Source organism: Rhizobium sp. BK379 (assembly GCF_014193955.1).
Classification (GTDB): domain Bacteria; phylum Pseudomonadota; class Alphaproteobacteria; order Rhizobiales; family Rhizobiaceae; genus Rhizobium.
This window is the reverse complement of sequence record NZ_JACIAD010000006.1, coordinates 132532-153635: the sequence shown is the minus strand read 5'-3', so window position 1 is coordinate 153635 and position 21104 is coordinate 132532. Positions and strand designations below refer to the sequence as shown.

Genomic DNA, 21104 nt, shown 5'->3' with positions numbered 1-21104 from the left:
GAGATCCCGAACTGCCTTTCCCGATGACTTCAATACAAGACGATCGCACGAGGGCACGGGATCGCTCAGATCCCTGCGTACCACTCGTAGCCGCGGTCTTCCCAGAAACCGCCATTGCCGCCCCACAGGCCGGCAAAGCTGTCGACGATCTCGATGCGCATGATATATTTGGCCTGCTTGTAGCCGAGTTGCCGTTCGACCCGCAGCCGGAGAGGCGCGCCATGACCGACAGACAGATCCTTCCCGTTCATCTGATAGGCTAGGATTGTCTGCGGATGGAACGCGTCGATCAGGTCAATGCTCTCATAGTAGCGGCCACTTCCATCAAGTGTCTTCTCCAGCTCGTCGGCACAGTGAAAGACCGCAAATCGGGCGTTCGGCTTCAGTCCTGCCGAGCTCAGGACGGCCCCAAGCGGAACTCCCGTCCATTTCCCGATCGCGCTCCACCCCTCGACGCAATCATGGCGGGTGATCTGGGTGCGAGCCGGAAGCCTCTTGAGATCAATGAGGGAGAGTTCCTGGGGCCGATCGACGAGACCGTCGATCTTCAATCGCCAGGTTGCGAATTTGCCTTCGACGAGTTCGGCATAGTCTTCGCTGTCAGGCGCGCTCGTGCCGTTCACCCGGAAAGAGGGAGAAATGTCCGTCTCGGCAAATTCGCGGGCGAGAGCATCGCGTCCCTGCAGCAGCCTTTGCGCCTTCATCGTCAGATTTTCGGCCGAGCGGATAACGCTGGCCAGGACCGCGTTCTGTTCCAGTATGTCGCAGCCTGAGAGCGTGAGTGCAGAGGCGCCGAGCGTGCTGCCGATGAGAAAGCGCCTGCGGGTCAGGAAGGGACGCGTCATGAATGTGGACCTTTTTCTCTGATGGCATAGCGACCCGTGATCATCGAGCGCATGTTGTTCCAGGTTCCCGACAGCACGACCATCGCCACATGGACGAGCACGAAGAGGACGAGAAGCGTTGCGGTCATGAAGTGGATCGTGCGCGCCGACTGGCGCCCGCCGAAAATATCCACCAGGGCGGGCACGATGGCATCAAAGCCGGGAGACATCGTCAGGCCGGTCAGCAACATTGTCGGCAGCAGAATGACGATCACGGCAAGGTAAGTGAGCTTTTGGAGCGCATTGTAGCGCTTCGCTTCTTCCCCTCGCGGGAAGCGCAGACGTGCGTGGTCGAGGATTTCGCGCCACAGATGACGCGGGGAAAGATCCCTGCGCGCCGGTGCGAGGTCACGCCGAAAATGGCCGCTCAGGATGCCGAAGCCGAGATAGAAAATGCCGTTGACGAGAAAAAGCCAGGCGAAGAAGAAGTGCCAGCGGCGGCCGGTTGCGAGATCCTGAAACGACGGAATCGTTGCCCAGGCCGGAAATGCCCGCGGCGTCGGGCTCCCCTCGAAGGTCGAGACGCCCAGAACACCTGATGTCGGCACCTCGACGCCGGCGATCCGGACGAAACCACTGATATCGTCGCCCTGTCCGCTCGAGCCGATCGTCAGGACAGCTTGGTCGCCGTCTGCCCCATAGTGCCCCCAGTAAAGTTCGGGATGAGCGTTGAAAATCTGCAATCCGCTTAAGAGCAGGACGCTCAGGCAGATGACGTTCAGCCAATGCGTCAGCCGCGTGACCAGGGAATGACGATGGATCATCAGGATCCGGGGATATCGCATATTGTCGTTGTCGGGACTGTCGCTCACGGATGCGGCCTTCCGGTCAGATTGATTTATTGGGTGTATTGCAATGCTGGATGCCGCCGGTCGGCCAATGGGGGCGGAAGCCGACCGGCGGCGACGTGGCTCACATGGGAGGTACCACGCCATTCTTGCCGACGATAACGCGATGCGCGACTGTGCCGCTCGAAGCCTTCTCGGCCGATATGAAGACCACCGCCCCTGCAACCAGGTCGTCCTTGGTTGCAGGGGCGATCGTCACCACCGGAGTGCCGTCCGGAATGGAAATCTTCTTTTCCTTGCCGTGGTAGGACACAGTAACGGTCCGTCCGTCGACATCCTTGACCGCATCGGCGACCGTGGCATTGGTCATGCTGCTGTTGGGTTTGAGATCCCAGCCAAAGCTTCCTTCGCCGGCTCCCTTGAGAGCGGGCGGAAAATTCAGAACTTCGAGAGCGCCATCTCCACCCTGATCCTTCGGCAGGGTGGCGATGCCTACGTAGTCTCCGGGCTGGATGTCGGTGACCTTTGCGTTGGCGACGCTGGCAACCTGCCAGCCGTCCGCGAGAGCGACATCGACGGTTTCTCCCTCGCGCGTCTTCACTTTCAAGTTAGAACCTGCAAAGTCGACGACACTACCTCGGATGTGGAGTTCGGCCTTTTTCTCTTCGGCCTGGACAGAGGCTGGCGAAACAAGGGTTGCCGGAATGCCGGCCAAGCCGGCGACCATGATGACTGGAAGAAGTCTGCGCAACATGTGAGATTCCTTACCTACTAGTTGGTAGTTTAGAGGGCGCTATTTTGACAGATATTTCCGTCGACGCACCGCCCCGCCGACAGGAATGAGATCATCGCGGCCGGAGCCGTTGAAGACTAGGCTCGAGAATGAGTTCAAAGACAGCGGGCGTCCCATAGGCTCGTGCCGATAGCATTGCGCCATGGACAGTGGCCATGAAAGCCTCCGCCTCTATGCGCGCCGGGCACGAGATTACCAGGGATCCTTGCTGGTCACCGCGCTCGATGACCGATGTCAGCCATCCGGAGAGATGCTGAAAATAGGCCCGCACTTCGATTGCCACGTCCAAAGGAAGGGCGGGCAGCTCGCTTGCAAGAAGCGCGCAGACACAAAATGGACGGCTCGCATCCTCGATACATTGCGCCCAAAAACCGGCATAGGTCTTCAGCAACTCGAGCGGATCGCTGAACCTGCTTTCAACCTCGGCCAAACCAGTCTCGGCCCTTGCGCGATAGCGGGCGACAAGCGTGCGCACCAGATCGACCTTGCTTGGAAAATGATGATGGATGCTGGCTTTGCGGATTCCGACAACGGCAGCGATGTCGGCATAACTGAACCCGTTATAGCCGCCCGATACGATCAGCTTTTCTGCACTGTCCAGGATTTCGTCATAGGTAGTCGAAAGATTGCTCATAAATAATTTCTACCTTCTAGTAGGTAGATAATCAACCCCACTTCCCCTTTTATTTTTGGAAAATATCCCGAACATGATGAATGGCGGGGTAGAGGGACGCAACGAGCAGGACAGAAGCCGTAACGTTGAAGAACCTCAACCTGCGCCCGATCGACAACCATCCCCTGAGAACTGTGCCGGTCCAGGTCCAGATCACGTTGGATAGGAGACCGATCACTCCGTAGGCAGCAGCAATTATCATTGCCGAACCGATCGAACGATCCGGATCAAACAGGGTTATCGCCGACACCCCGGTTGCCCAGACTTTGGGATTGATCACCTGAAAGGCCGCGGCACCGACAAACGATAGGGGCCTTGCTCCCGCGGCGCTGTTTCTCGCCGCCTGCGCAGTTGCGATCCTGTATGCAAGCCACAGAAGATAGAGGACTGACGCGATTTCAAATAATCCAACCAGAAACGGAGCGGCGTCTAGAAGCGTTATAAGACCCAGGCCCATCACGAGGACTATTCCCGAAACTCCTCCCGAAATTCCGAGGAGATGCGGCAGCGAGCGTTTAAGTCCAAAATTTGCCCCTGATGTCATGACCATAATGTTGTTGGGGCCGGGTGTGATGGTCGCCGCAAAAACGAATAGAAACAGCGGTAAAAGAATCTCAATGATCATATTTTCTTCCAGGCGGCAGGATGCCTGCTGTGGCCACATCGATCATGGAAGCAAGCGTGGCCGGCCCGGTGAACTCCCGTAACCCTGGCTGCGCTGGAGCGCATCAGATGGGAAGGGCACTGCGGGTCTTTGGACGGAGACAGCCGATCAACGATTGGTTTCGCAGATGTGTCGCGCACTCGCCGAAGATCTTTGCCCGAAAGATCTTTCCGCGGCGCAAAAGTGCCTCGGTGAAGGTCAGGATCCTTCGTTCGCTGCGCTGCCACCGTCCGGTTGCGAGAGGCTGACACCAGGCTGGATAAGAATCTTCCCGCCCTCCGTCGTTGTGGCTATGATTCCGTCGCTATAGATCTTGACGGAAGCAATCGTACCTTTGACCGTGCCATCCGCACTCTCGATATATTTGCCGATATAGCCTTCGGCCTGAGCGAGGCTGGAACCAGCCAGCAGGGCATCCAGCTTCTGATTCGTCTGGATCGTCTGTTCGACCTGCGAGAAGCTGGCGAGCTGGGCCAGTTGTTCACTGGCATCCACGGGGTCGGTCGGATCCTGGTTCTTCAACTGCGCGATGAGGAGCTGCAGGAAGTCGTCATAATTCACCATCGCCTTCTGCTGCGCCGTGGTCGGGTTGCCCGCCGTGGAGGAGCCGAGGCCCGTGAGAGAACTTGTTGTCATAGTTGATCTCGGTTGTTTGGGTCAGTTGGAAGCCGTGTGATACCGACACTAAATACCTACTAGTCGGTAGTTTCAGAGATGAGTCTCCGGCGTGAAGATGATGCATTCGGAACCATATCAATCCCTACCTTCTAGTAGGTTCAATGTCAATGTTGAAAGATGGGAACTCCTGCCCAAGGCAAGTTCTGCTTTCTCGCCGTGGCCGCCATGTGCCGCCCTTACAGTCCCGTCCAAAGGCTGTCGCTTGGCCGACCGAGATCGGTGACGGATATCATCCAGCCGGGGCTCGAAGGATGGGTACAGTTGTCGAGAACTCGCCGACGTTTCTGGGCGCGCAGCCGCAATTCGGGACCTGGGTTCGTCGTATCCGACAGGCACGGCCTATCGGACACAAGAAGACAGCACAGGACACAAGCTAAAGGTCGGCGCGCGATATCGGCCCGATTGACTCAGTGCTTTGTGACGCCCCCGGATGCCCTAGCGGGCTTCGCCGGCGGAGGTGTCGTAGAAACACTCTGGGCATCGCTCTTGGTCTTCCCAACGCTTTTAGCCTTCGCTGTGCTTTTCGGCTTCGCAGGAGTGCCAGCAGTGGTGGCCTTTTTTGGGCGAGACTTCTTGGCGGGCTGACGGTTAGCCTCGCCGCTCGCCGCGATTTCCTGAAACGCCCGGAGCCAATGCTTCAGATCTTCGCCGTGTGGCCGACCTTCCCGTTCCCAGATCTCGTAGGCGCGCTGTCTGATACGATCCTCATTCGATGCCATCTGACCCTCCCGTCAAGCTGTTGCCAGGAGCAATCAGATGGCGCGCCGCGCTCCAACGGCAATGGCTACGCGCGCATTTCCCAGCGTCCTCCGGTGCACTGTTGGCAGCGACGCTGAAGGTTGCGACCTACGCTGCGTCGAGTGCCAGGGTGAGGTCGGCAATGAGGTCGTCTGGATGTTCGATGCCGATCGACAATCTGATCGTTGCATCGAGAACACCAATGCGCTGGCGTACCTCGGCCGGTACGCCAGAATGGGTCATGGTTGCCGGATGCGAGGCCAGAGATTCCGTTCCGCCGAGGCTGACGGCAAGCTTGAAGATTTTCAACGCGTTGAGAAACCGGAACGAGGCCGGCTGGCCGCCCTGGATATCGAAGGAGAATGTCGAACCGGCGCCGCTGCATTGGGCAGCGAATGTCCTGCCGACAGCAGAGCCGGGATCGCTGTAAGGCAAGTAATGGATCGTCTCGACCTTGGGGTGCTGCCTCAGGAAATCCGCCACTGCCTTCGCATTGCTGTCGGCCCGCTCCATGCGGATCTGCAGCGTTTCGAGCGAGCGCCCGAGCATCCAGCATGAATGCGGATCGAGCTGCGTGCCGATGGCACCACGAAGCGCCTTCACCTGCTTGATCAACGCCCGGCTGCCGAGTGCTGCTCCCGCAATCAGATCCGAATGGCCGCCGACATATTTGGTCAGAGAATAGAGGGAAATGTCTGCGCCATGCTCTATCGGGCGCTGGAATACCGGGCCGAGTAGCGTGTTATCGCAGGCGACGATAGGTGTATGGCCCTGCTTCTGACCAATCAGATCGGCAACCCGTCGGATCATCGCGACGTCGACAAGACTGTTGGTCGGGTTTGCCGGCGTCTCGATGAGGATAATCGAAACACGTCCCTTGGCCATTGCCTCCGCGGCCGCAGCCTTTACCGAGGCCTCGCTGACGCCATCTGCAAAGCCGACGGCGGCAACGCCAAGATTGAGGAAGGTCTTCGCAAGCAATGTTTCCGTCCCGCCATAAAGCGGTTGCGAGTGGAGGATCGCATCTCCCGGACGAACGAAGGCGAGCAGTACCGTCGCGATGGCCGACATTCCCGATGAAAACACCGCGCCGCTCTCGGCTCGCTCGTAGACCGCCAGACGATCTTCCACGATCTCGCTGTTGGGATGATTGAAGCGCGAATAGACGAGACCTGCACCCTTGCCTTCCGGCGGCTCTTTCCGGCCGGAGACATAGTCGAAGAAATCGCGACCGTCTTCGGCGGAGTTGAAAACGAAGGTGGACGTCAGGAAGACGGGCGGCTTGACCGCACCTTCGGAGAGTTCCGGATCATAGCCATAGTTGAGCATCTGGGTTTCCGGATGCAGGGGATGATTGCCGATATGGGTTCTTGGAGGATGCGGTGCAGTCATGGAACGTCTCCCTCAATTAGCGGCTTTCCGGCATCAACAACGTGCCTGCGCCTTTCTAATATCTGGAGCACTGCAGCAACAGAGAAACACCCCTCACGACCAGCTCGACAAATTTGCCATTCACCTTCCAATCTCTTCAACGTGACACCAGACCGCCAGAAGGGGGGTGGTGGTGCAACGCATGGCAAATGACTGGCCCGCTTCAGCGGCAAAGACGCCGCCTATTCCGGTCGAAAACCAGCTCTCCCCGGCAATCGAAAGCTCGCAGGGAGAAAGCAGCAGGAAGGCCCTTGAAAACCGCTGCACGTGATCCGGAAAACGGCTATAGGGTTCCATGTAAGTCAGGCCGACCCGGATATCCGCCCGGTCTTCCAGGCCACCCGGGCCAACAATCACGCTATGCGCATGGGCCCTTTCAAAATTCAGGCTGGCAAATGGTCCGCTTCTGCCTCTGATCCAAACGAGCGATTCCGCAAGACGCCAAACACTTTGCGCCACTTCGGCGTAGATGTCTCGAGCAGCGATTGCATTTTGAAGAGCCGCCTCGAGGCCTGAAGGGATTCCCGTATCGGGGGGCCGCTTGTCGCGTAGCGTTCCCGTGCGTTCCAGCTTTTGAAAGACTTTTCCCGCGACAAAACTCGCCATCGTCGAGGCCGAAGGATGCAGCATCGCGCGGGCCAGCAGGTTCAGGAAATTCTCGAGCTCCACCGGCCGTTCGGCAGCACCTCGCTCGCGCAGCCTGTGTTTCACCGGCTCTTTCTCGTCGGTGATGAGTAGATCTGCGTCTCGTTTGATGGTCCTGCCCATAACGTTCTCCGTGGAGGACTTTCCTACAGTGCCCCACCCAGATCCGGCAAGGACTCTGATCAATCTGCCTCAGCCAAAATTGACGATCACGAAGAAGGAGGTCCACGCTCTTGTGGATGGCGACACATCAGGCCTTTATACTGACGAAATGGCGCCATCGCGGCGCGCTTTGAGCAATCCTTGTTATGCCCGACTTCATCCAGTCGGTTCGGCTGCACGACCTTGGACCGATCGTCGGAGCTGCTCGTGCAACCCCTTCTCGCAAACGAACTTCAGGAATCTTTCTTCCACGCCTTATCCTGCGAGGAAAGCACCCTGCCCTATTTCACGCGAAAGCGGACAAGGGAAGCTTTTCCCGGATTTACAGTTCGCAGCCAATATTTTTACTGTCCTGGCTCAGGTCAGACATTGTTCAACCGAATGATTCCGATAAAAAAGGCTATTTTCAACAAAACGTTACTGATGCTGCAGCGTCGGTCACAGAAATTATTATATTACTTTCGGTTGCATTTTGGCGCAAACCTCGCAATGATCGCCGTTGACCGGAGGTTCCAGCCATGAAGGCCAAGTCGCCCACATCGATCGATACCTATGTCGGCAGCAGGGTGCGGGCACGCCGCAAGTTGCTCAGGCTGTCGCAGGTCGGGCTTGCGGAGCGAATCGGCGTTACCTTCCAGCAGATCCAGAAATACGAAAAAGGCATAAACCGCATTGGCGCGAGCCGATTGCAAACGATCGCCGAGACATTGGGCGTACCCGTTCAATTCTTCTTCGAAAATGACACCGAGCCGACCACCTATAACATTGTCAGCAACGGCAAGGATGATCTGAATGCGTTCTTGACGTCGAAGGATGCCCAAGCCCTCAACCGAGCCTTCATGGCGATAGAGAGCCCGGCTATCCGGCAGAAGCTCGTTGCCCTTGCCAAGAGCCTGGCCAGGAGCACGCAGCCTGACAGTGACGACATCATCCATCCCGAAACCGGCGCCTGAGGGCTCTTGTGGTTCACCTCCAGACCTTTGGCGAGTTGCGACTGACGGACAGCTTGGGCGCGCCGATCCGCTATCCGGTCAAGGCCCTGGTGATGCTTGCCTATCTGCATTGCTCACCGGACCAGCAGCGCAGCCGACAAGAGCTTGCGCGGTTCTTGTGGAACGAGACGGGAGATCATCTTGCAGATCTCAATTTGCGGAAGCTGATATCGCGTATTCGCGACACGACGACATCCGACGAACAGATCCTGAATTTCGGGCCGCCTTTCGTCACCCTGAACAAGAATGTCCTATCGGTTGATCTCGACATATTGCGCCAGGAAGAACAGCCGGTTGCACAATTGGCGGCCGTCAGCGATCTCGTGCAACGTGGCTTCATTCCCGGTCTGAACGCATCAACCAGAGCAATCGATGGATGGATCGAGCGCGAACGGCAACTCCATCTGCTCACCCTGCGGGATATCTTCGTCAAGGCCGCGGATCATATCCGCGATGACGAGGAACGTCGCCTTCTGCGCCGCTCAGGACTTCAGCTTCTTGAAGCCTTTCCCGGTGACGAGCAGATCCGCTCGATCCTTCGCGGTACGGCGGACGATCATTCGCAATACCGGCCACAGGCGGCGCGCGCCGTGGCAATGGCAAGCAGCCGCATCGCCGAGCAACAAGACGCCGGAATTCCGCAAATCATAACCGCAGCATCAACACCGCGGCTTGTGCTGCTGCCTCCGGGTGCAACGGCGCTGTCGCGGGAGGCGTCAATTGCTGACGCCCTCATCGAGGATGTCACGATCGAGCTCTGCGCCCTGCGCAACATATCCGTCGTCGCACCCCATACGGCCGAGCAGATTCGTCGCGACTCCGACAAGGCCACGATCGTTCAGCGGCACTCGATTTCCTACCTCCTGGATACGCGGCTTTCCGGAGAGGGCCTGTATGCGCAACTTATCTATTTTCCAACCGACGAGATCTTGTGGGCGGCCCGATTTGACATGGCGGTGGAAACGCTGCCGGCACAGAGGCGCTCGATTGCCCAGAGACTTGCCGACGCCGTCTCCGGACAATTGAAACGAAATGAAAGCATTCGCCTTCGCAACGAGGCTGATCCGCAGGCCTATCATTCCTATCTCGTTGGCGCAGGCCTGCTCACCAAGCTCAGCCTGCCGGACATCCGCCGTGCCCGGAAATCCTTCAAGCGCGCACTGCATTTTTCGCCAGACTATGCCCCTGCTTTCACAGGCCTGGCGCGGACATTCACCAGCGAGTGGCTGGTGACTGCGCAAGGCGATCCCGCCCTGCTGCAGCTTGCGGAAGATCAGGCGCTTCGTGCGATAGAGAGGGATCTGGAATCGGCAGCCGGGCATCGGGAACTGGGTGTTGCGAAGCTCTACCGGGGAGCGGTCGATGACAGCGTTGCAGCACTTGACCTCGCCGAAAGCCTCAGCCCGCATTATGCCGATGTGATCTATAGCCATGCGGACACGTTGGTCCATGCATCGCGGCCGCAAGATGCGCTGGAGAAAATCAAGAAAGCCATCTCGCTCAATCCGATCGCACCCGACGCCTACCTCTGGTGCGCGGCCGGGGCGAGCTACTTCCTTGAACGCTACGAAGACGCGCTCGGCTTTGTCGATCGGATGAAGGACAAGGCACCAGCCTATCGCATTGCGGCGGCCAGCTGCGCGATGATCGGCGATCGAAAACGGGCGCAGTTTTATCGGCAACGCGCCGAGCTCCTCAATCCCGCTTTCGAGGTCGAGAAATGGCTCGCCTTGGTGCCTTTCAAGGAGCGGTGGCAAAAAGAGCTTTACCGGGACGGTCTTTTCAAGGCCGGATTTTCAAAAACCTAAGGGAGAAATACTATGGCAAAAGTTGTTGTATTGGGCGTAACAGGCGAAAAGGGACTCTGGCTCGTGGATATCGCCGCGGGCACCGTAACACCGGTGCAGGTGCCTGCCAGCGGTGATCTGGCGGCAGCCGTCAAGCAGCGCGATGCCGGCGGCGTATTCATCAAGAATGTCGATTTCGCAATTGCCGTCTCCTCGGCTGATACGGTCTTCTCCGGCCACGTGGACGGCTAAGGCGCGCGACGCTGACCGGTCAATCCGACCTTTATTCCGATCGAACGATTGCGCCGCGGGACACGTTGTCCCGCGTCGCGCCCTATTTGGAGGCGATGGGCATCACGCGCCTGTCACGACAGACCGATCTTGATTGTGTCGGTCTTCCGGTCTGGTGCGCCTATACGCCAAACTCCCGCTCCATTGTCATCGCTCAAGGCAAAGGACTTGAGGATATCGACGCCAAGGTCTCGGCGGCGATGGAAGCCTTGGAGCGCGCTGTGGCAGGTGAGCCAATCACCACCACTACGGTTTCATCGGCGCGTGACCTGCGACGCCGAGGCGATTGCGCCGAACCGCTCGATTGCCTGATCGCAAGCGGAGAGCAGACCGTGGGCGAAGACGAGGTGCTGACCTGGAGCCTGGCAACCGAATTGCTTCACGATCGACCGATCCATGTTCCACAGGATGCCGCCCTCCTCGATCGGACGCGACCGAACCGTTTCTGGATGTCGTCGGACGGGCTTGCCTCGGGCAATACACTTGAAGAGGCAATGTTTCATGGCATCCTGGAGCGCATCGAGCGCGATGCCCACGTCCTGTGGCAGATCGTCAGCGATCACCAGCGCGACGCATCCTGCGTCGATCCGAGAAGTTTTGCCGATGCCGCGCTCTCAGACCTGATCGACAGGATCGAGGCCGCGGGGCTCATCTTGAAACTCTTCGATATCACGAGCGATATTGGTATCCCCTGCTTTACCGCGCTCGTCGCTCCATCAACAATCAACGGCAAAATACCGCTCCGGTTCGTCGAGGTTACAGGCGGAAGCGGCGCTCATCCCTGGGGCGTGCGAGCGGCAATCCGCGCTGTAACGGAAGCGCTTCAGTCGAGACTGACCTATATCAGCGGCGCCCGCGACGATGTCTGGCCCGAACTGTTCACGACACCGCTTCCGATACAGACCCGCAGTGCCTTTCTTGCCGTCCCCGCTTCGGTCTCTGCGGCCGCCATCGCAAGACCAGCCGGGACCGTGTCGGATCTGTTGCAGGAATTGCTGGAGAGACTTCGCGCCGGCGGGATCGGCTCGGTAATCGCACTCCCCCTGACGCCAGCGAACCTTCCATTTTCGGTGGTGAAGATATTCATAACCGATCTTGAAAACCCGGCAGGCAACAGGCTTCATCGTTTCGGCCAGCGGGCCCTTGCAAGGGCTATGCGCGCGTGAAAGTCGTCTTCATTGGCCCGAGCCTGCCTGACGCGGCCAAGCACGCCGGCACGGATATCGCTCTCCGCCCGCCGGCTGTGCAGGGAGATGTGCTAAAGGCGGTGGAAGATGGCGCCAACATCATTGGCTTGGTAGACGGCGGCTTTGAGAATACCGCCCCGGTTTGGCATAAGGAAATTCTCTTCGCCCTTTCCCTTAATGTCACGGTCCTCGGTGCCGCCAGCATGGGCGCGCTGCGCGCAGCCGAATGCCGGGCATTTGGAATGATCGGCGTTGGCCGGATTTACAACGACTATGTCAGCGGAGCCGTCGTCGATGATGCCGATGTCGCGCTTCTACACGAGCCGATAGAATTGGGCAGCAGAGCGCTGACCGTGCCGATGGTCAATGTGAGAAGCACTTTGGACGAGATGGAAAGGCTGCGGCTCTTCGATAAGGCCTTTCGCCTGGCTCTCGAACAGGCAGCTCTAAACATCTTCTTCAAAAAGAGAACCTGGGCTCTCATCGTTCGCGCATGTGCGGCAATATCGGCATCGCGAAAACAGTATTGGCTCGACATGCTGAGGATGCACGCGATCGACCAGAAACGGATCGACGCCCTCGCTCTTCTCGAAGCTGTTCGCGACCGGGATGATCAGCGCGTGTCGACAAATCGCGACTGGGAATTCAGAAGAACCACGCTTTGGTCAGAACAACTGACCCGCTTAAAGGCTCGAGCGCCATTACACCCATAACGTGTTTCACGCGTTTTTCACACACTTTAGTACCGAACTGTCCTTATTGTCCTCTGGGCAATCTGGAGAATCGATATGTCGGTCATAGGGTCGGGAAAGCGCCTGTACGAATCGGCGGCAGCCATGGACAATCTTGACGAGCTGATGGCTTTGGCTCGGATGATCACCTATGCAAAAGCGGTCGCTGAAGATTTGAAGATCGGACCGAGCGCTCAATCTCTCGACGCGGCATTGACGGCGGTCACGCGCGAGCTGCGCAGGGCAACCGATGCGGATCTTCCCGGTCTGGAGCCTCTGCTTTCGGACATGAATATCGAGCTGCACTGATTGGCCCTGCCGCTGATGCGCCAGTGACTATACGAAAGCCACAGGACGCCGAAGACTAGGCCGGACTGGCGGCGAGGGCGATCGAGTCGGCCACGGCATCTACCCGATCCGATAGGATGGCCGTTGCCACGCGAAGATGTGCGCTTGGAAGGATGGAGAATTTCGCACCGGGATGAACCGCGATACCCCGCGCCGCCAGCGTGACCATCGCGAAGGGTTCGGATGAGACTGGCACCCAGGCGCATAATCCGCTGCCATGCTGCGCCTCGATCCCACGCTCGCCCAGGGCATCGACCAGATCGGCCCGACGCCGAAAATAGATGTCGCGAGAGCGCTGCAACGAGGCTTCCGTCAGAGGGTCTCTCAGAAGCCAAGCCGTGGCCGCCTGAAGAATACGGCTTGTCCAGCCAGCGCTGAAGCTGCGGTAGGACTGTATCTGTTCGACGATCGCCCGCGAGCTTGAGAGCACGGCAAGCCTCAGATCCGGACCATGCGTCTTTGAATAAGAGAGAATATGAATTGTCCGGTCGGCAAACCGGCCGCCGAGTGAATGACGCGGAGCCGTGGAAATGTCGGCGACACCGTCATCCTCGACGATCAAGGTGTCGGTGCCGTCGAGAATGTCTCCAAGCCTTTGCAATCGCTCGCTGCTAACGTTCTGACCGGTCACTGAGTGAAGCCGCGGCTGAAAGATGAAGGCGACGGGCCGCAGCTTCATCGCGGCTTCGAGAGATGCAGGCTGCGGCCCCTCCCTATCGCACTGGACCGGAAGGATCCGCACGCCCCGATCCTCCAGAATATCAAGAAGCCGCATGGCGGTCGGATCCTCGATCGCAACGGAGGCACCGGGCATGACGAGCGCCTGGATGAGCGTGTAGACTGCGTTATAGCCCCCGTTCGTCGCCAGGAATGCCTCCGGTTCGTATGGCCAGGTCTTTCGCACAATCTCTTCGAGTTCCGGAAGGATACGGCTCCGCTCATAGCTGTTGAGATTTTCCGCCGACGCTCCGTAGGCCATGGCTTGCGTAAGCTGCGGCAAAAGCCGGACATCCGGTACCGCCGATGTCAGGTCGAGCACGTCGGCTCCATAACGGCCGGAACTGCCGAGCCGTTCTGGCTTTGCCACGAAACGGTCGCCGCTCACCCAGGTGCCGTTCCGTCCCCTGCCGCTAATGATTTTCTGACGTCTCAGCTCGCTCCAGGCCTCTGAGATCGTTGCCGGACTGATTCCGAGCGCAAAGGCGAGATCGCGGATCGGCGGCAGCTTCGTCCCGACGGGAAGCGCCCCGGCCCGGATCAAGGCACTGGTTTCAATCGCAATTCCTCGAATTGTCCGATCGGTCAATTTTTGGGCAAACCACGCCGCATCGACAACATCGCTCATTTAATCACCACTTTTAATGTTCAATAACGTAATAACATTTGATCAGAAAAATTTGAACATTTAATTATCTCGAAAACAAGGTCTTTGCGAGTGAATGCCAATGCCTCTTAGCCTGCGACTTGCCCTGCGTGACTGGGACTACATGACGCCCCTGGTTCTCGGCGATGTCTCCTCTCCCAAGCTTGATATCAAGGTCGAACGCGTCGGCACATTGCTCTCGCATCTCGGCAAGAGCGACGACTACGATGTCGCGGAGATGTCCTTCAGCCGCTATACGCAGCTGCGCATCGATGGCGACGAGAGCGTCGTCGGCATTCCGAACTTCATCATGCGCGGCTTCCGTCACCGCTGCATCATCACCCGCAAGGACGGCCCCGTCACCGAACTTGGTGAACTGGCCGGAAAGCGCATCGGCGTCACCGGATGGCGCGACTCCGGAAACACATGGACCAGAGCGGCGCTGCGCCGCGAGGGTGTCGGCGTCGATGATGCCATGTGGTATGCGGGCCGCCTGACGCAAGCGCATCCCGTCGTTGATCGCCTCGACGGGTTCGGCCGGCCCGGCCGCATCGAAGCGGCTCCCGGCGAGCGTCCCATGGTCGACCTGCTCGAGGAAGGCTTCCTTGACGCGATCTTCACGCCTTTCATGCCTGACGGCTACTTCGGCGGCGGATCGCCGTTCCGGCAAGTCGTTTCCGATTTCAGAAGTGCCGAACGTCGATATTTCGCTGATGTGGGCTATGTTCCAGGCATGCATCTGATCGGCATCAAAGCGGGCATCGTCGCGCAGAACCCGTGGGTGATCGAAGAACTCAGCAAGCTGATCGATGAATCGCAGCGGATGTGGCTGAGCAAACGCCGCAAATACGCAGACACCTCGCCCTTCATGATGGACGAGCTCTTGAAGTCTGCGGCCGAGCTTCCGGCCGGCTGGGAGGCCAGCGGCTTTGCGGTCAACCGCAAGATGATCGCCGATTTCGCCAACGAGCTTCACGTCCAGGGCATCCTGCCGCAGCTGATGACGCCGGAGGATCTCTTCTCCTTCGATGTGGACGGTAGCCGCATCGGGTGAACGCAAGACGAAACGCATAATTCGAACCAAACAGGGGAATGAACAATGTCGATCAGGAAAATTGCATGCCTTGCTCTGACGAGCGCGGTGATGATCTCGGGAACGGCCTTCGCTGAAGACGCGGCCCTGCCCAAGCTTTCGGTCAACGATGCGCTCCATGCGCAGTTGCCCGAAGCGATCCGCACGTCCGGCAAGATGATCTCCGTCAACAATGGCTCGTTTCCTCCCTATGAAATCGTCACGGGCACCGAAATGACCGGCGCAAGCGCCGATCTCACCGATGCGCTCGGCCAGGTTCTCGGGGTCAAGATCGAGCATGAGACCGTCGGCGGCCTGCCGGCGCTGCTCGCCGGTGTGAATTCTGGCCGCTACCAGTTTGCCTTCGGTCCCGTCGGCGACTTCAAGAGCCGCGAAGAGTCTAACGACTTCGTCGACTGGGTGCAGGAATTCGTGGTCTTCTCGGTGCAGAAGGGCAATCCGAAAGGTATCAGCTCCCTCGATACCGCTTGCGGCAACCGCATTGCCGTCATGGCCGGCGGCTCGGCCGAAAAGGTCATCCAGGTGCAGGCTGAAAAGTGCAAGACCGATGGCAAGGGCGCGATTGAAGTGCAGTCCTTCACCGACCAGCCGAGCTCGATCCTGGCCGTCCGCTCCAAGCGGTCGGATGCCTTCTTCTCCTCTCAGGCACCGCTCACCTATTTCGTGTCCCAGGCCAACGGCCAGCTGGAACTGACAGGCGTCGGACAGAAGAACGGCTTCGAGAACCTCTACCAGGGCGCTGTTGTCGCAAAGGGCTCGCCCCTCGGCCCAGTCCTGCGTGACGCAGTCAAGGTGCTGATGGACAACGGCACCTATGCCGCGATCATGAAGAAGTGGGGCCTTGAGAACAACATGATCAAGGAGCCTGGCATCAACCTCGGTGGGACGCTTCCGAAATGAGCACACAAACGCAAACACTCGCATCGCCCCCTGGCGATGCGAGAAGCCGGGACGTGGCCCATGCCCACAAGCCTTTCCCCAAAGGCCGCGTTGCGGCCTGGGCCATCACGCTTGCGATCGCCGCCTACTGCGCCTGGTCGGTCGCGCACAACGAGAACTTCGGCTGGCCGGTCGTCGCACACTATTTCTTCGACCCGACCGTCATCAGCGGCCTTTACGTCTCCCTTGGCCTGACGGTTGTTGCGATGATCATCGGCATCGCTCTCGGCCTCGTGCTGGCCGTCGCGAGAATGTCCAGGGATCACCTCGCAAGCACCCTCGCCTCTCTGTTCATCTGGTTCTTTCGCGGAACACCGCTCCTGGTGCAGCTGATCTTCTGGTACAATCTTTCGACGCTCTTTCCGACGCTGTCGATCGGCATCCCCTTCGGCCCGACTTTCATGAGCTGGGATACGAATTCGGTGATCAGCCCGATGACGGCCGCGATCGCGGGACTCGCCCTTAACGAGTCCGCCTATATGGCGGAAATCATCCGCGGTGGCCTGCTTTCGGTGGACAAGGGTCAGTTCGAGACGGCGGAAGCCTTCGGCATGACGCGCATCCGCGCGCTTCGCCGCATCATCATCCCACAGGCCATGCGCTCGATCGTTCCGCCGACCGGCAACCAGCTGATCAGCATGATCAAGGCCACCTCCCTCGTCAGCGTCATCGCCATGGCCGATCTCCTCTATTCGGTGCAGTCGATCTACAACCGCACCTTCGAGATCGTCCCGATGTTGCTGGTCGCCGTCCTCTGGTACCTGCTCATCACGTCGGTCCTCAATGTCGGTCAGGCCTATATCGAGCGCTATTACAGCCGCGGCGATCGCCGCACGGGTGCTGCCAAGCCTGTAAAGGAAGCGGCCATCATGGCACAGGCAACGGAGGCGGGCGCATGAACGAGATCTCCACGATCGAGCCTCTCGTCAAGGCACGCAATGTCCACAAGTCCTTCGCAGATCTGGAAGTGCTGAAGGGCATCGATCTCGACGTTGCACCCGGCGAGGTCGTCGTCGTCCTTGGACCCTCCGGCTCCGGCAAGTCGACGTTCCTGCGCTGTATCAACCACCTCGAATCCATCAATCAGGGTTCGATCGAGGTGGACGGCGAACAGATCGGCTACCGCCTGCACAAGGACCGGCTGCTGCAGCTGTCGAACCATGCGATCGCGCTGCAGCGGCGCAAGATCGGCATGGTGTTCCAGCAGTTCAATCTCTACCCGCATATGACGGCGCTGCAGAACATCATCGAGGCACCGGTCGGCATCCATGGCGAAAGCCGAAAGGTCGCAACCGAAAATGCACTCAGGCTGCTCGAACGGGTCGGGCTTTCGGCCAAGGCCGACAGCTATCCGCGTCAGCTTTCCGGCGGCCAGCAGCAGCGCGTGGCGATTGCCCGCGCGCTGGCCATCAAGCCGAAGCTGATGCTCTTCGACGAGCCGACCTCGGCACTTGACCCCGAGCTGGTCGGCGAAGTTCTCGCCACCATGCGGGATCTGGCAAATCAGGGTCTGACCATGATCGTCGTCACCCATGAGATCGGCTTTGCGCGGGAAGCGGCGGACCGCGTCGTCTTCATGGATGGCGGCAAGGTCGTGGAACAGGGCAAGCCGGAAGACGTGATCGGCAACCCGCAGCACCCCCGTACCAGAAGCTTCCTGTCGCGCTTCATCTAGCGCGGCGGCTCCCATGCTCTTGCCCTGCGGGCTGGCTTTAGCGTGAGCCGGCCGGCGATACCGCGCCCATCAAACTGGAATTGCCATGTCCCTCGACAATGATTTTGCCCGCCTCTCCGATTTCGAACCTATGGAAGCGGAGCTGACGGCCATCCGCCGGCATCTCCACGCCCACCCCGAGCTCTCCTTCGAGGAAACCGAAACAGCCCGTTTCGTTGCTGAAAAGCTCGAATCCTGGGGCTATGAAGTAACCCGCAATGTCGGGGGCCATGGCGTGGTTGCGCGCATGACGGTCGGAGCCGGAAAGAAGAGCATCGCCATCCGTGCCGACATGGACGCCCTGCCGATCACAGAGGAGACCGGTCGCCCCTATGCCAGCACGGTTGCCGGCAAGATGCATGCCTGTGGGCATGACGGCCACACGACGATCCTTCTCGGTGCAGCCGAATATCTGGCGCGCACGCGCCGCTTCAACGGCACCGTCAATCTGATTTTCCAGCCCGCTGAAGAGGCAGGCGCATTGAGTGGCGCACCCGCCATGATCGCCGACGGGCTCTTTGAACGCTTCCCCTTCGACGTCATTTTCGGTCTGCACAATCATCCGGGCGCACCCGAGGGCACCTGGCTGATGCGATCGGGCCCGCTGATGGCCGCTGCCGACAGCGCCGAGATCGTCATCAGGGGCAAGGGCGGCCACGCCTCGCGGCCGCATCTGACCGTCGATCCGGTGGTCGTTGCCTGCAACCTCGTCGTCAGCCTGCAATCGGTCGTCTCCCGGAGCATCGATCCGACACAGACCGCCGTCGTCACGGTCGGTGCAATCCACGCCGGCGAAGCCGCAAACGTCATCCCAGAAAGTGCAAAACTGCTGCTCAGCATCCGCTCCTTCGATCCGAAGGTGCGCGACACCTTGGAGGCCAGGATCCGCAGGCTCACCGAGACGATTGCAGACGGTTACGGCGCAACCGCGGAAATCGAATACACACGCGGACACCCCGTGGTCGTCAATTCGGAGACGGAAACCGAATTCGCCCGCAAGGTTGCAGAAGAGCTGGTCGGTGCCGACAAGGTAGCCCTCTGCAACCTCATCCCTGGCAGTGAGGACTTCGCCCATTTCCTCGAGCACAAACCCGGCAGCTTCCTGCGGCTCGGCAATGGTGTGGAATCCGCGATCCTGCATAGCGCCAAATACGACTTTGCCGACAAATCCCTGACGGCGGGCGCCGCGATGTGGGCGCGGCTGACCGAACGCTATCTCGACGACTGAGAGCTTTCGCCTACCAGGCCGGGAACGGATCTTCGAGGGCCGCCCAGTCGCGCGGGTCGGCACTCGCGAGGCAATCGTCCAGTGCGGTCCGCACGCCCGTCTCGTCCATGCCAACGCCGATGAATACCAGTTCCTGCCGGCGGTCGCCCCAGGCGCTGTCCCACCGGCTCTGCAGGTGTTGTTGAAACTGTTGATGGTTCGGCCAATCCTGTCGCGGAACGGCCGCCCACCAGAGACCCATGGGTTCGCAGCGGCGTTGCACCCCGGCGGCCGACATCAGGCCTACGTGGCGCGGACGTGTGGCAAGCCAGAAATGGCCCTTGGCGCGCAGCACTCCCGGCCAGGGCTCGTCCAGGAACGCGCGAAACCGCTTGGGGTCGAAGGGACGCCTCGTGCGGTAGACAAAGCTCGATACCCCGTATTCCTCCGTCTCCGGAACATGTTCGCCCGGGCTGTACAGTTCCTTGTGCCACAAGGGATGCGCAGCGGCCTTTTCTTCATCGAAAAGGCCGGTATTGAGAACTGCTGCCAGGGAGACCTTGCCGAGATCCGTCTCCACCTGGCGTGCATCGGGGTTGAGGGACGCAACGATCTTGCGGACCTCCGCGCGGACCTCTTCAGTCGCGTCCGAGATCTTATTGATCACCACAATATCGGCAAACTCGATCTGGTCGACCAGCAGGTCAATGAGGGTGCGGCGGTCCTCGCCGTCGCGTTGCAAGCCGCGGTCGGCAAGCAGATCGGCAGTACCGTAGTCGACTAACAGGTTCGCGGCGTCGACCACAGTGACCATCGTGTCGAGCCTCGCAAAATCGGAAAGCGAAACACCGTTTTCATCGCGGAAGGAAAATGTTGCTGCAATTGGGCGTGGCTCGGCGATGCCGGTACCCTCGATCAACAGATAATCGTACCGCCCCTCTTCGGCCAGTCGCCGCACTTCCGTCAGCAGGTCGTTGCGCAGCGTGCAGCATATGCAGCCGTTGCTGAGCTCGACCAATGCCTCCGTCGTATGCGAAAGGTTGCAGCCGCCGTCTCGAATGAGGCTTGCGTCTATGTTCACTTCACTCATGTCGTTGACGATGACGGCAACCCGCAAACCCTCCCGGTTGTTCAGGACGTGACTGAGAAGTGTCGTCTTGCCAGCACCCAGAAAGCCAGCAAGCACAGTCACCGGCAGCCGCTCGATCCCGTTCATCGGCATGCCCTGGATATGGCCGCCCGGAGCGATTGGCGTTTGCGTCGTATAAGCCTCATTCGAATCCTTCGTAATCTCCTTGTGATAGGTCATGCGGCCAGCTGCGGGCGGAAGATCACATCGGCATAGTAATTGGCTGAATCATAGGTATTGCTCGGGAAGAGCCCCGTGGTCGCCGATCCGCCATAAGCGTAGACACCGTTGCCGCCGGCCGCGGCACTGGACTGGGCCGTCAGCGGACCATTTGTCACGGCATTGTTGAAGAAGGCATCCGTCGCGACGTAAGCGCCTGTTGTGTGATAGGAGGCGACATAGGTGGTATTGGCTGTGATGGTGACGGGTGTTGTAAAGTTGACCGTCTGCCAGCCGCTTGCCGTGGTGTTGGTGAAGGTGGCTGTCGCGAGTTTGGTGCCGGTGGAACTCCACAGGTCGACGACGTTTTGTCCGTTGTCGTTGGCGCTGCGATAGAACTTGATGCCGGTAATGTCGCCGCCAACATTCGACTGGAACTTGACGCCCAGCTCAAGCTGCTGGCCATCGTTGAGGTTCGTCTGGGTCGGCGTGCTGGAGGCGGAGAACAGGCTGTAGGTCGTTGGTGCTGCCGACACTGCGACACTGAAGGTCTCGTTGGCCGAGAGACCACCGAGATCGGTCGCCGTTACCTTCACACCATAGGTGCCTGATGTCGTCGGCGTACCACTGAACGTCCGGGTCGTGGCGTTGAAGCTCAGCCAGGTGGGCAGTGCCGTACCGTCGGCGGCCGTTGCCGAGTAGGTCAGC

23 protein-coding genes are annotated in these 21104 nt (G+C 59.4%); 11 read left to right on the top strand and 12 right to left on the bottom strand.

All coding sequences use genetic code 11. The features are described 5' to 3' along the window. Positions 1-65: 65 nt before the first annotated feature. From FHT93_RS24705 to FHT93_RS24665, 9 genes are all read right to left on the bottom strand, one after another. Positions 66-845 (bottom strand): molybdopterin-binding protein, encoded by a 780-nt coding sequence (locus tag FHT93_RS24705; protein WP_183849862.1) that lies wholly within the window; start codon positions 843-845, stop codon positions 66-68. Further along, a complete protein-coding gene (locus FHT93_RS24700) occupies positions 842-1669 on the bottom strand; it encodes a cytochrome b/b6 domain-containing protein (protein ID WP_183850167.1) in 828 nt (275 codons plus the stop codon). Before FHT93_RS24700 ends, FHT93_RS24705 begins: the two co-directional genes overlap by 4 nt. Before the next feature lie 127 nt (positions 1670-1796). Beyond that, positions 1797-2426: a hypothetical protein gene (locus tag FHT93_RS24695; RefSeq protein ID WP_183849860.1), complete on the bottom strand. Its 630-nt coding sequence runs from the start codon at positions 2424-2426 to the stop codon at positions 1797-1799. 91 nt (positions 2427-2517) lie between these two features. Continuing rightward, a complete protein-coding gene (locus FHT93_RS24690) occupies positions 2518-3099 on the bottom strand; it encodes a TetR/AcrR family transcriptional regulator (protein ID WP_183849858.1) in 582 nt (193 codons plus the stop codon). Positions 3100-3148: 49 nt separating this feature from the next. After that, positions 3149-3763, bottom strand: a complete 615-nt coding sequence (locus FHT93_RS24685; protein ID WP_183849856.1) for a LysE family translocator — start codon at positions 3761-3763, stop codon at positions 3149-3151. A gap of 237 nt (positions 3764-4000) precedes the next feature. Further along, positions 4001-4438, bottom strand: coding sequence for a flagellar hook assembly protein FlgD (gene flgD, locus FHT93_RS24680; RefSeq protein ID WP_113014630.1), 438 nt, complete (start codon positions 4436-4438; stop codon positions 4001-4003). Positions 4439-4887: 449 nt separating this feature from the next. Continuing rightward, complete coding sequence (locus FHT93_RS24675) at positions 4888-5199, bottom strand: DUF2934 domain-containing protein (protein WP_113115711.1); 312 nt, start codon at positions 5197-5199, stop codon at positions 4888-4890. Between the two features lie 127 nt (positions 5200-5326). Then, a complete protein-coding gene (locus FHT93_RS24670) occupies positions 5327-6610 on the bottom strand; it encodes a cystathionine gamma-synthase family protein (protein ID WP_183849854.1) in 1284 nt (427 codons plus the stop codon). A gap of 120 nt (positions 6611-6730) precedes the next feature. Next, positions 6731-7417 (bottom strand): dimethylsulfonioproprionate lyase family protein, encoded by a 687-nt coding sequence (locus tag FHT93_RS24665; RefSeq protein WP_112971787.1) that lies wholly within the window; start codon positions 7415-7417, stop codon positions 6731-6733. A gap of 557 nt (positions 7418-7974) precedes the next feature. Between FHT93_RS24665 and FHT93_RS24660 the strand changes: the two genes are divergently transcribed. The 6 genes from FHT93_RS24660 (at position 7975) to FHT93_RS24635 (ending at position 12753) form a co-directional block, all read left to right on the top strand. After that, positions 7975-8409, top strand: a complete 435-nt coding sequence (locus tag FHT93_RS24660) for a helix-turn-helix transcriptional regulator (protein WP_183849852.1) — start codon at positions 7975-7977, stop codon at positions 8407-8409. Positions 8410-8417: 8 nt separating this feature from the next. After that, positions 8418-10256 (top strand): peptide antibiotic resistance protein, encoded by a 1839-nt coding sequence (locus tag FHT93_RS24655; RefSeq protein ID WP_183849850.1) that lies wholly within the window; start codon positions 8418-8420, stop codon positions 10254-10256. Between the two features lie 12 nt (positions 10257-10268). Then, the gene (locus FHT93_RS24650) at positions 10269-10487 is read left to right on the top strand and encodes a hypothetical protein (RefSeq protein ID WP_007815536.1); all 219 of its coding nucleotides are present in this window, start codon (positions 10269-10271) and stop codon (positions 10485-10487) included. A gap of 47 nt (positions 10488-10534) precedes the next feature. Beyond that, positions 10535-11692, top strand: coding sequence for a YcaO-like family protein (locus FHT93_RS24645; RefSeq protein ID WP_183850165.1), 1158 nt, complete (start codon positions 10535-10537; stop codon positions 11690-11692). Next, on the top strand, positions 11689-12426 hold the full coding sequence (locus FHT93_RS24640; RefSeq protein ID WP_183849848.1) for a TfuA-like protein: 738 nt from the start codon (positions 11689-11691) through the stop codon (positions 12424-12426). Before FHT93_RS24645 ends, FHT93_RS24640 begins: the two co-directional genes overlap by 4 nt. A gap of 75 nt (positions 12427-12501) precedes the next feature. Beyond that, positions 12502-12753, top strand: a complete 252-nt coding sequence (locus FHT93_RS24635; RefSeq protein WP_112971791.1) for a hypothetical protein — start codon at positions 12502-12504, stop codon at positions 12751-12753. Positions 12754-12808: 55 nt separating this feature from the next. On the opposite strand, the gene FHT93_RS24630 is transcribed toward FHT93_RS24635, so the two are convergent. Beyond that, positions 12809-14137, bottom strand: a complete 1329-nt coding sequence (locus FHT93_RS24630; RefSeq protein WP_112971792.1) for an aminotransferase class I/II-fold pyridoxal phosphate-dependent enzyme — start codon at positions 14135-14137, stop codon at positions 12809-12811. 100 nt (positions 14138-14237) lie between these two features. Between FHT93_RS24630 and FHT93_RS24625 the strand changes: the two genes are divergently transcribed. The 5 genes from FHT93_RS24625 to FHT93_RS24605 all read left to right on the top strand — a co-directional run bounded on the left by FHT93_RS24625 (position 14238) and on the right by FHT93_RS24605 (position 19129). After that, positions 14238-15209: a nitrate ABC transporter substrate-binding protein gene (locus tag FHT93_RS24625; protein ID WP_183849846.1), complete on the top strand. Its 972-nt coding sequence runs from the start codon at positions 14238-14240 to the stop codon at positions 15207-15209. 45 nt (positions 15210-15254) lie between these two features. After that, a complete protein-coding gene (locus FHT93_RS24620) occupies positions 15255-16148 on the top strand; it encodes an ABC transporter substrate-binding protein (RefSeq protein ID WP_112546364.1) in 894 nt (297 codons plus the stop codon). Next, entirely contained in the window at positions 16145-17086 is a 942-nt protein-coding gene (locus tag FHT93_RS24615) for an amino acid ABC transporter permease (protein WP_113145092.1), read from the top strand. The genes FHT93_RS24620 and FHT93_RS24615 overlap by 4 nt, the downstream gene beginning before the upstream one ends. Next, positions 17083-17862 carry an amino acid ABC transporter ATP-binding protein gene (locus FHT93_RS24610; RefSeq protein WP_018115311.1) on the top strand — a complete coding sequence of 260 codons (780 nt, stop codon included), beginning with the start codon at positions 17083-17085 and terminating at the stop codon, positions 17860-17862. The genes FHT93_RS24615 and FHT93_RS24610 overlap by 4 nt, the downstream gene beginning before the upstream one ends. Positions 17863-17947: 85 nt before the next feature. After that, positions 17948-19129, top strand: coding sequence for a M20 aminoacylase family protein (locus FHT93_RS24605; protein ID WP_183849845.1), 1182 nt, complete (start codon positions 17948-17950; stop codon positions 19127-19129). A gap of 10 nt (positions 19130-19139) precedes the next feature. On the opposite strand, the gene FHT93_RS24600 is transcribed toward FHT93_RS24605, so the two are convergent. After that, a complete protein-coding gene (locus FHT93_RS24600) occupies positions 19140-20324 on the bottom strand; it encodes a GTP-binding protein (RefSeq protein ID WP_183850163.1) in 1185 nt (394 codons plus the stop codon). 89 nt (positions 20325-20413) lie between these two features. Beyond that, a partial coding sequence (locus tag FHT93_RS35695; protein ID WP_246781721.1) for a DUF4082 domain-containing protein occupies positions 20414-21104 on the bottom strand: 691 nt, incomplete at its 5' end.

What these genes read in the sequence shown, in the direction of transcription:
- FHT93_RS24615 (WP_113145092.1), top strand. Translation starts at nt 16,145, where the DNA reads ATGAGCACACAAACGCAAACACTCGCATCGCCCCCTGGCGATGCGAGA.
- FHT93_RS24700 (WP_183850167.1), bottom strand. Translation starts at nt 1,669, where the DNA reads ATGCGATATCCCCGGATCCTGATGATCCATCGTCATTCCCTGGTCACG.
- FHT93_RS24705 (WP_183849862.1), bottom strand. Translation starts at nt 845, where the DNA reads ATGACGCGTCCCTTCCTGACCCGCAGGCGCTTTCTCATCGGCAGCACG.
- FHT93_RS24675 (WP_113115711.1), bottom strand. Translation starts at nt 5,199, where the DNA reads ATGGCATCGAATGAGGATCGTATCAGACAGCGCGCCTACGAGATCTGG.
- FHT93_RS24605 (WP_183849845.1), top strand. Translation starts at nt 17,948, where the DNA reads ATGTCCCTCGACAATGATTTTGCCCGCCTCTCCGATTTCGAACCTATG.
- FHT93_RS24670 (WP_183849854.1), bottom strand. Translation starts at nt 6,610, where the DNA reads ATGACTGCACCGCATCCTCCAAGAACCCATATCGGCAATCATCCCCTG.
- FHT93_RS24620 (WP_112546364.1), top strand. Translation starts at nt 15,255, where the DNA reads ATGTCGATCAGGAAAATTGCATGCCTTGCTCTGACGAGCGCGGTGATG.
- FHT93_RS24690 (WP_183849858.1), bottom strand. Translation starts at nt 3,099, where the DNA reads ATGAGCAATCTTTCGACTACCTATGACGAAATCCTGGACAGTGCAGAA.
- FHT93_RS24635 (WP_112971791.1), top strand. Translation starts at nt 12,502, where the DNA reads ATGTCGGTCATAGGGTCGGGAAAGCGCCTGTACGAATCGGCGGCAGCC.
- flgD (WP_113014630.1), bottom strand. Translation starts at nt 4,438, where the DNA reads ATGACAACAAGTTCTCTCACGGGCCTCGGCTCCTCCACGGCGGGCAAC.
- FHT93_RS24630 (WP_112971792.1), bottom strand. Translation starts at nt 14,137, where the DNA reads ATGAGCGATGTTGTCGATGCGGCGTGGTTTGCCCAAAAATTGACCGAT.
- FHT93_RS24600 (WP_183850163.1), bottom strand. Translation starts at nt 20,324, where the DNA reads ATGAACGGGATCGAGCGGCTGCCGGTGACTGTGCTTGCTGGCTTTCTG.
- FHT93_RS24650 (WP_007815536.1), top strand. Translation starts at nt 10,269, where the DNA reads ATGGCAAAAGTTGTTGTATTGGGCGTAACAGGCGAAAAGGGACTCTGG.
- FHT93_RS24665 (WP_112971787.1), bottom strand. Translation starts at nt 7,417, where the DNA reads ATGGGCAGGACCATCAAACGAGACGCAGATCTACTCATCACCGACGAG.
- FHT93_RS24695 (WP_183849860.1), bottom strand. Translation starts at nt 2,426, where the DNA reads ATGTTGCGCAGACTTCTTCCAGTCATCATGGTCGCCGGCTTGGCCGGC.
- FHT93_RS24625 (WP_183849846.1), top strand. Translation starts at nt 14,238, where the DNA reads ATGCCTCTTAGCCTGCGACTTGCCCTGCGTGACTGGGACTACATGACG.
- FHT93_RS24610 (WP_018115311.1), top strand. Translation starts at nt 17,083, where the DNA reads ATGAACGAGATCTCCACGATCGAGCCTCTCGTCAAGGCACGCAATGTC.
- FHT93_RS24685 (WP_183849856.1), bottom strand. Translation starts at nt 3,763, where the DNA reads ATGATCATTGAGATTCTTTTACCGCTGTTTCTATTCGTTTTTGCGGCG.
- FHT93_RS24660 (WP_183849852.1), top strand. Translation starts at nt 7,975, where the DNA reads ATGAAGGCCAAGTCGCCCACATCGATCGATACCTATGTCGGCAGCAGG.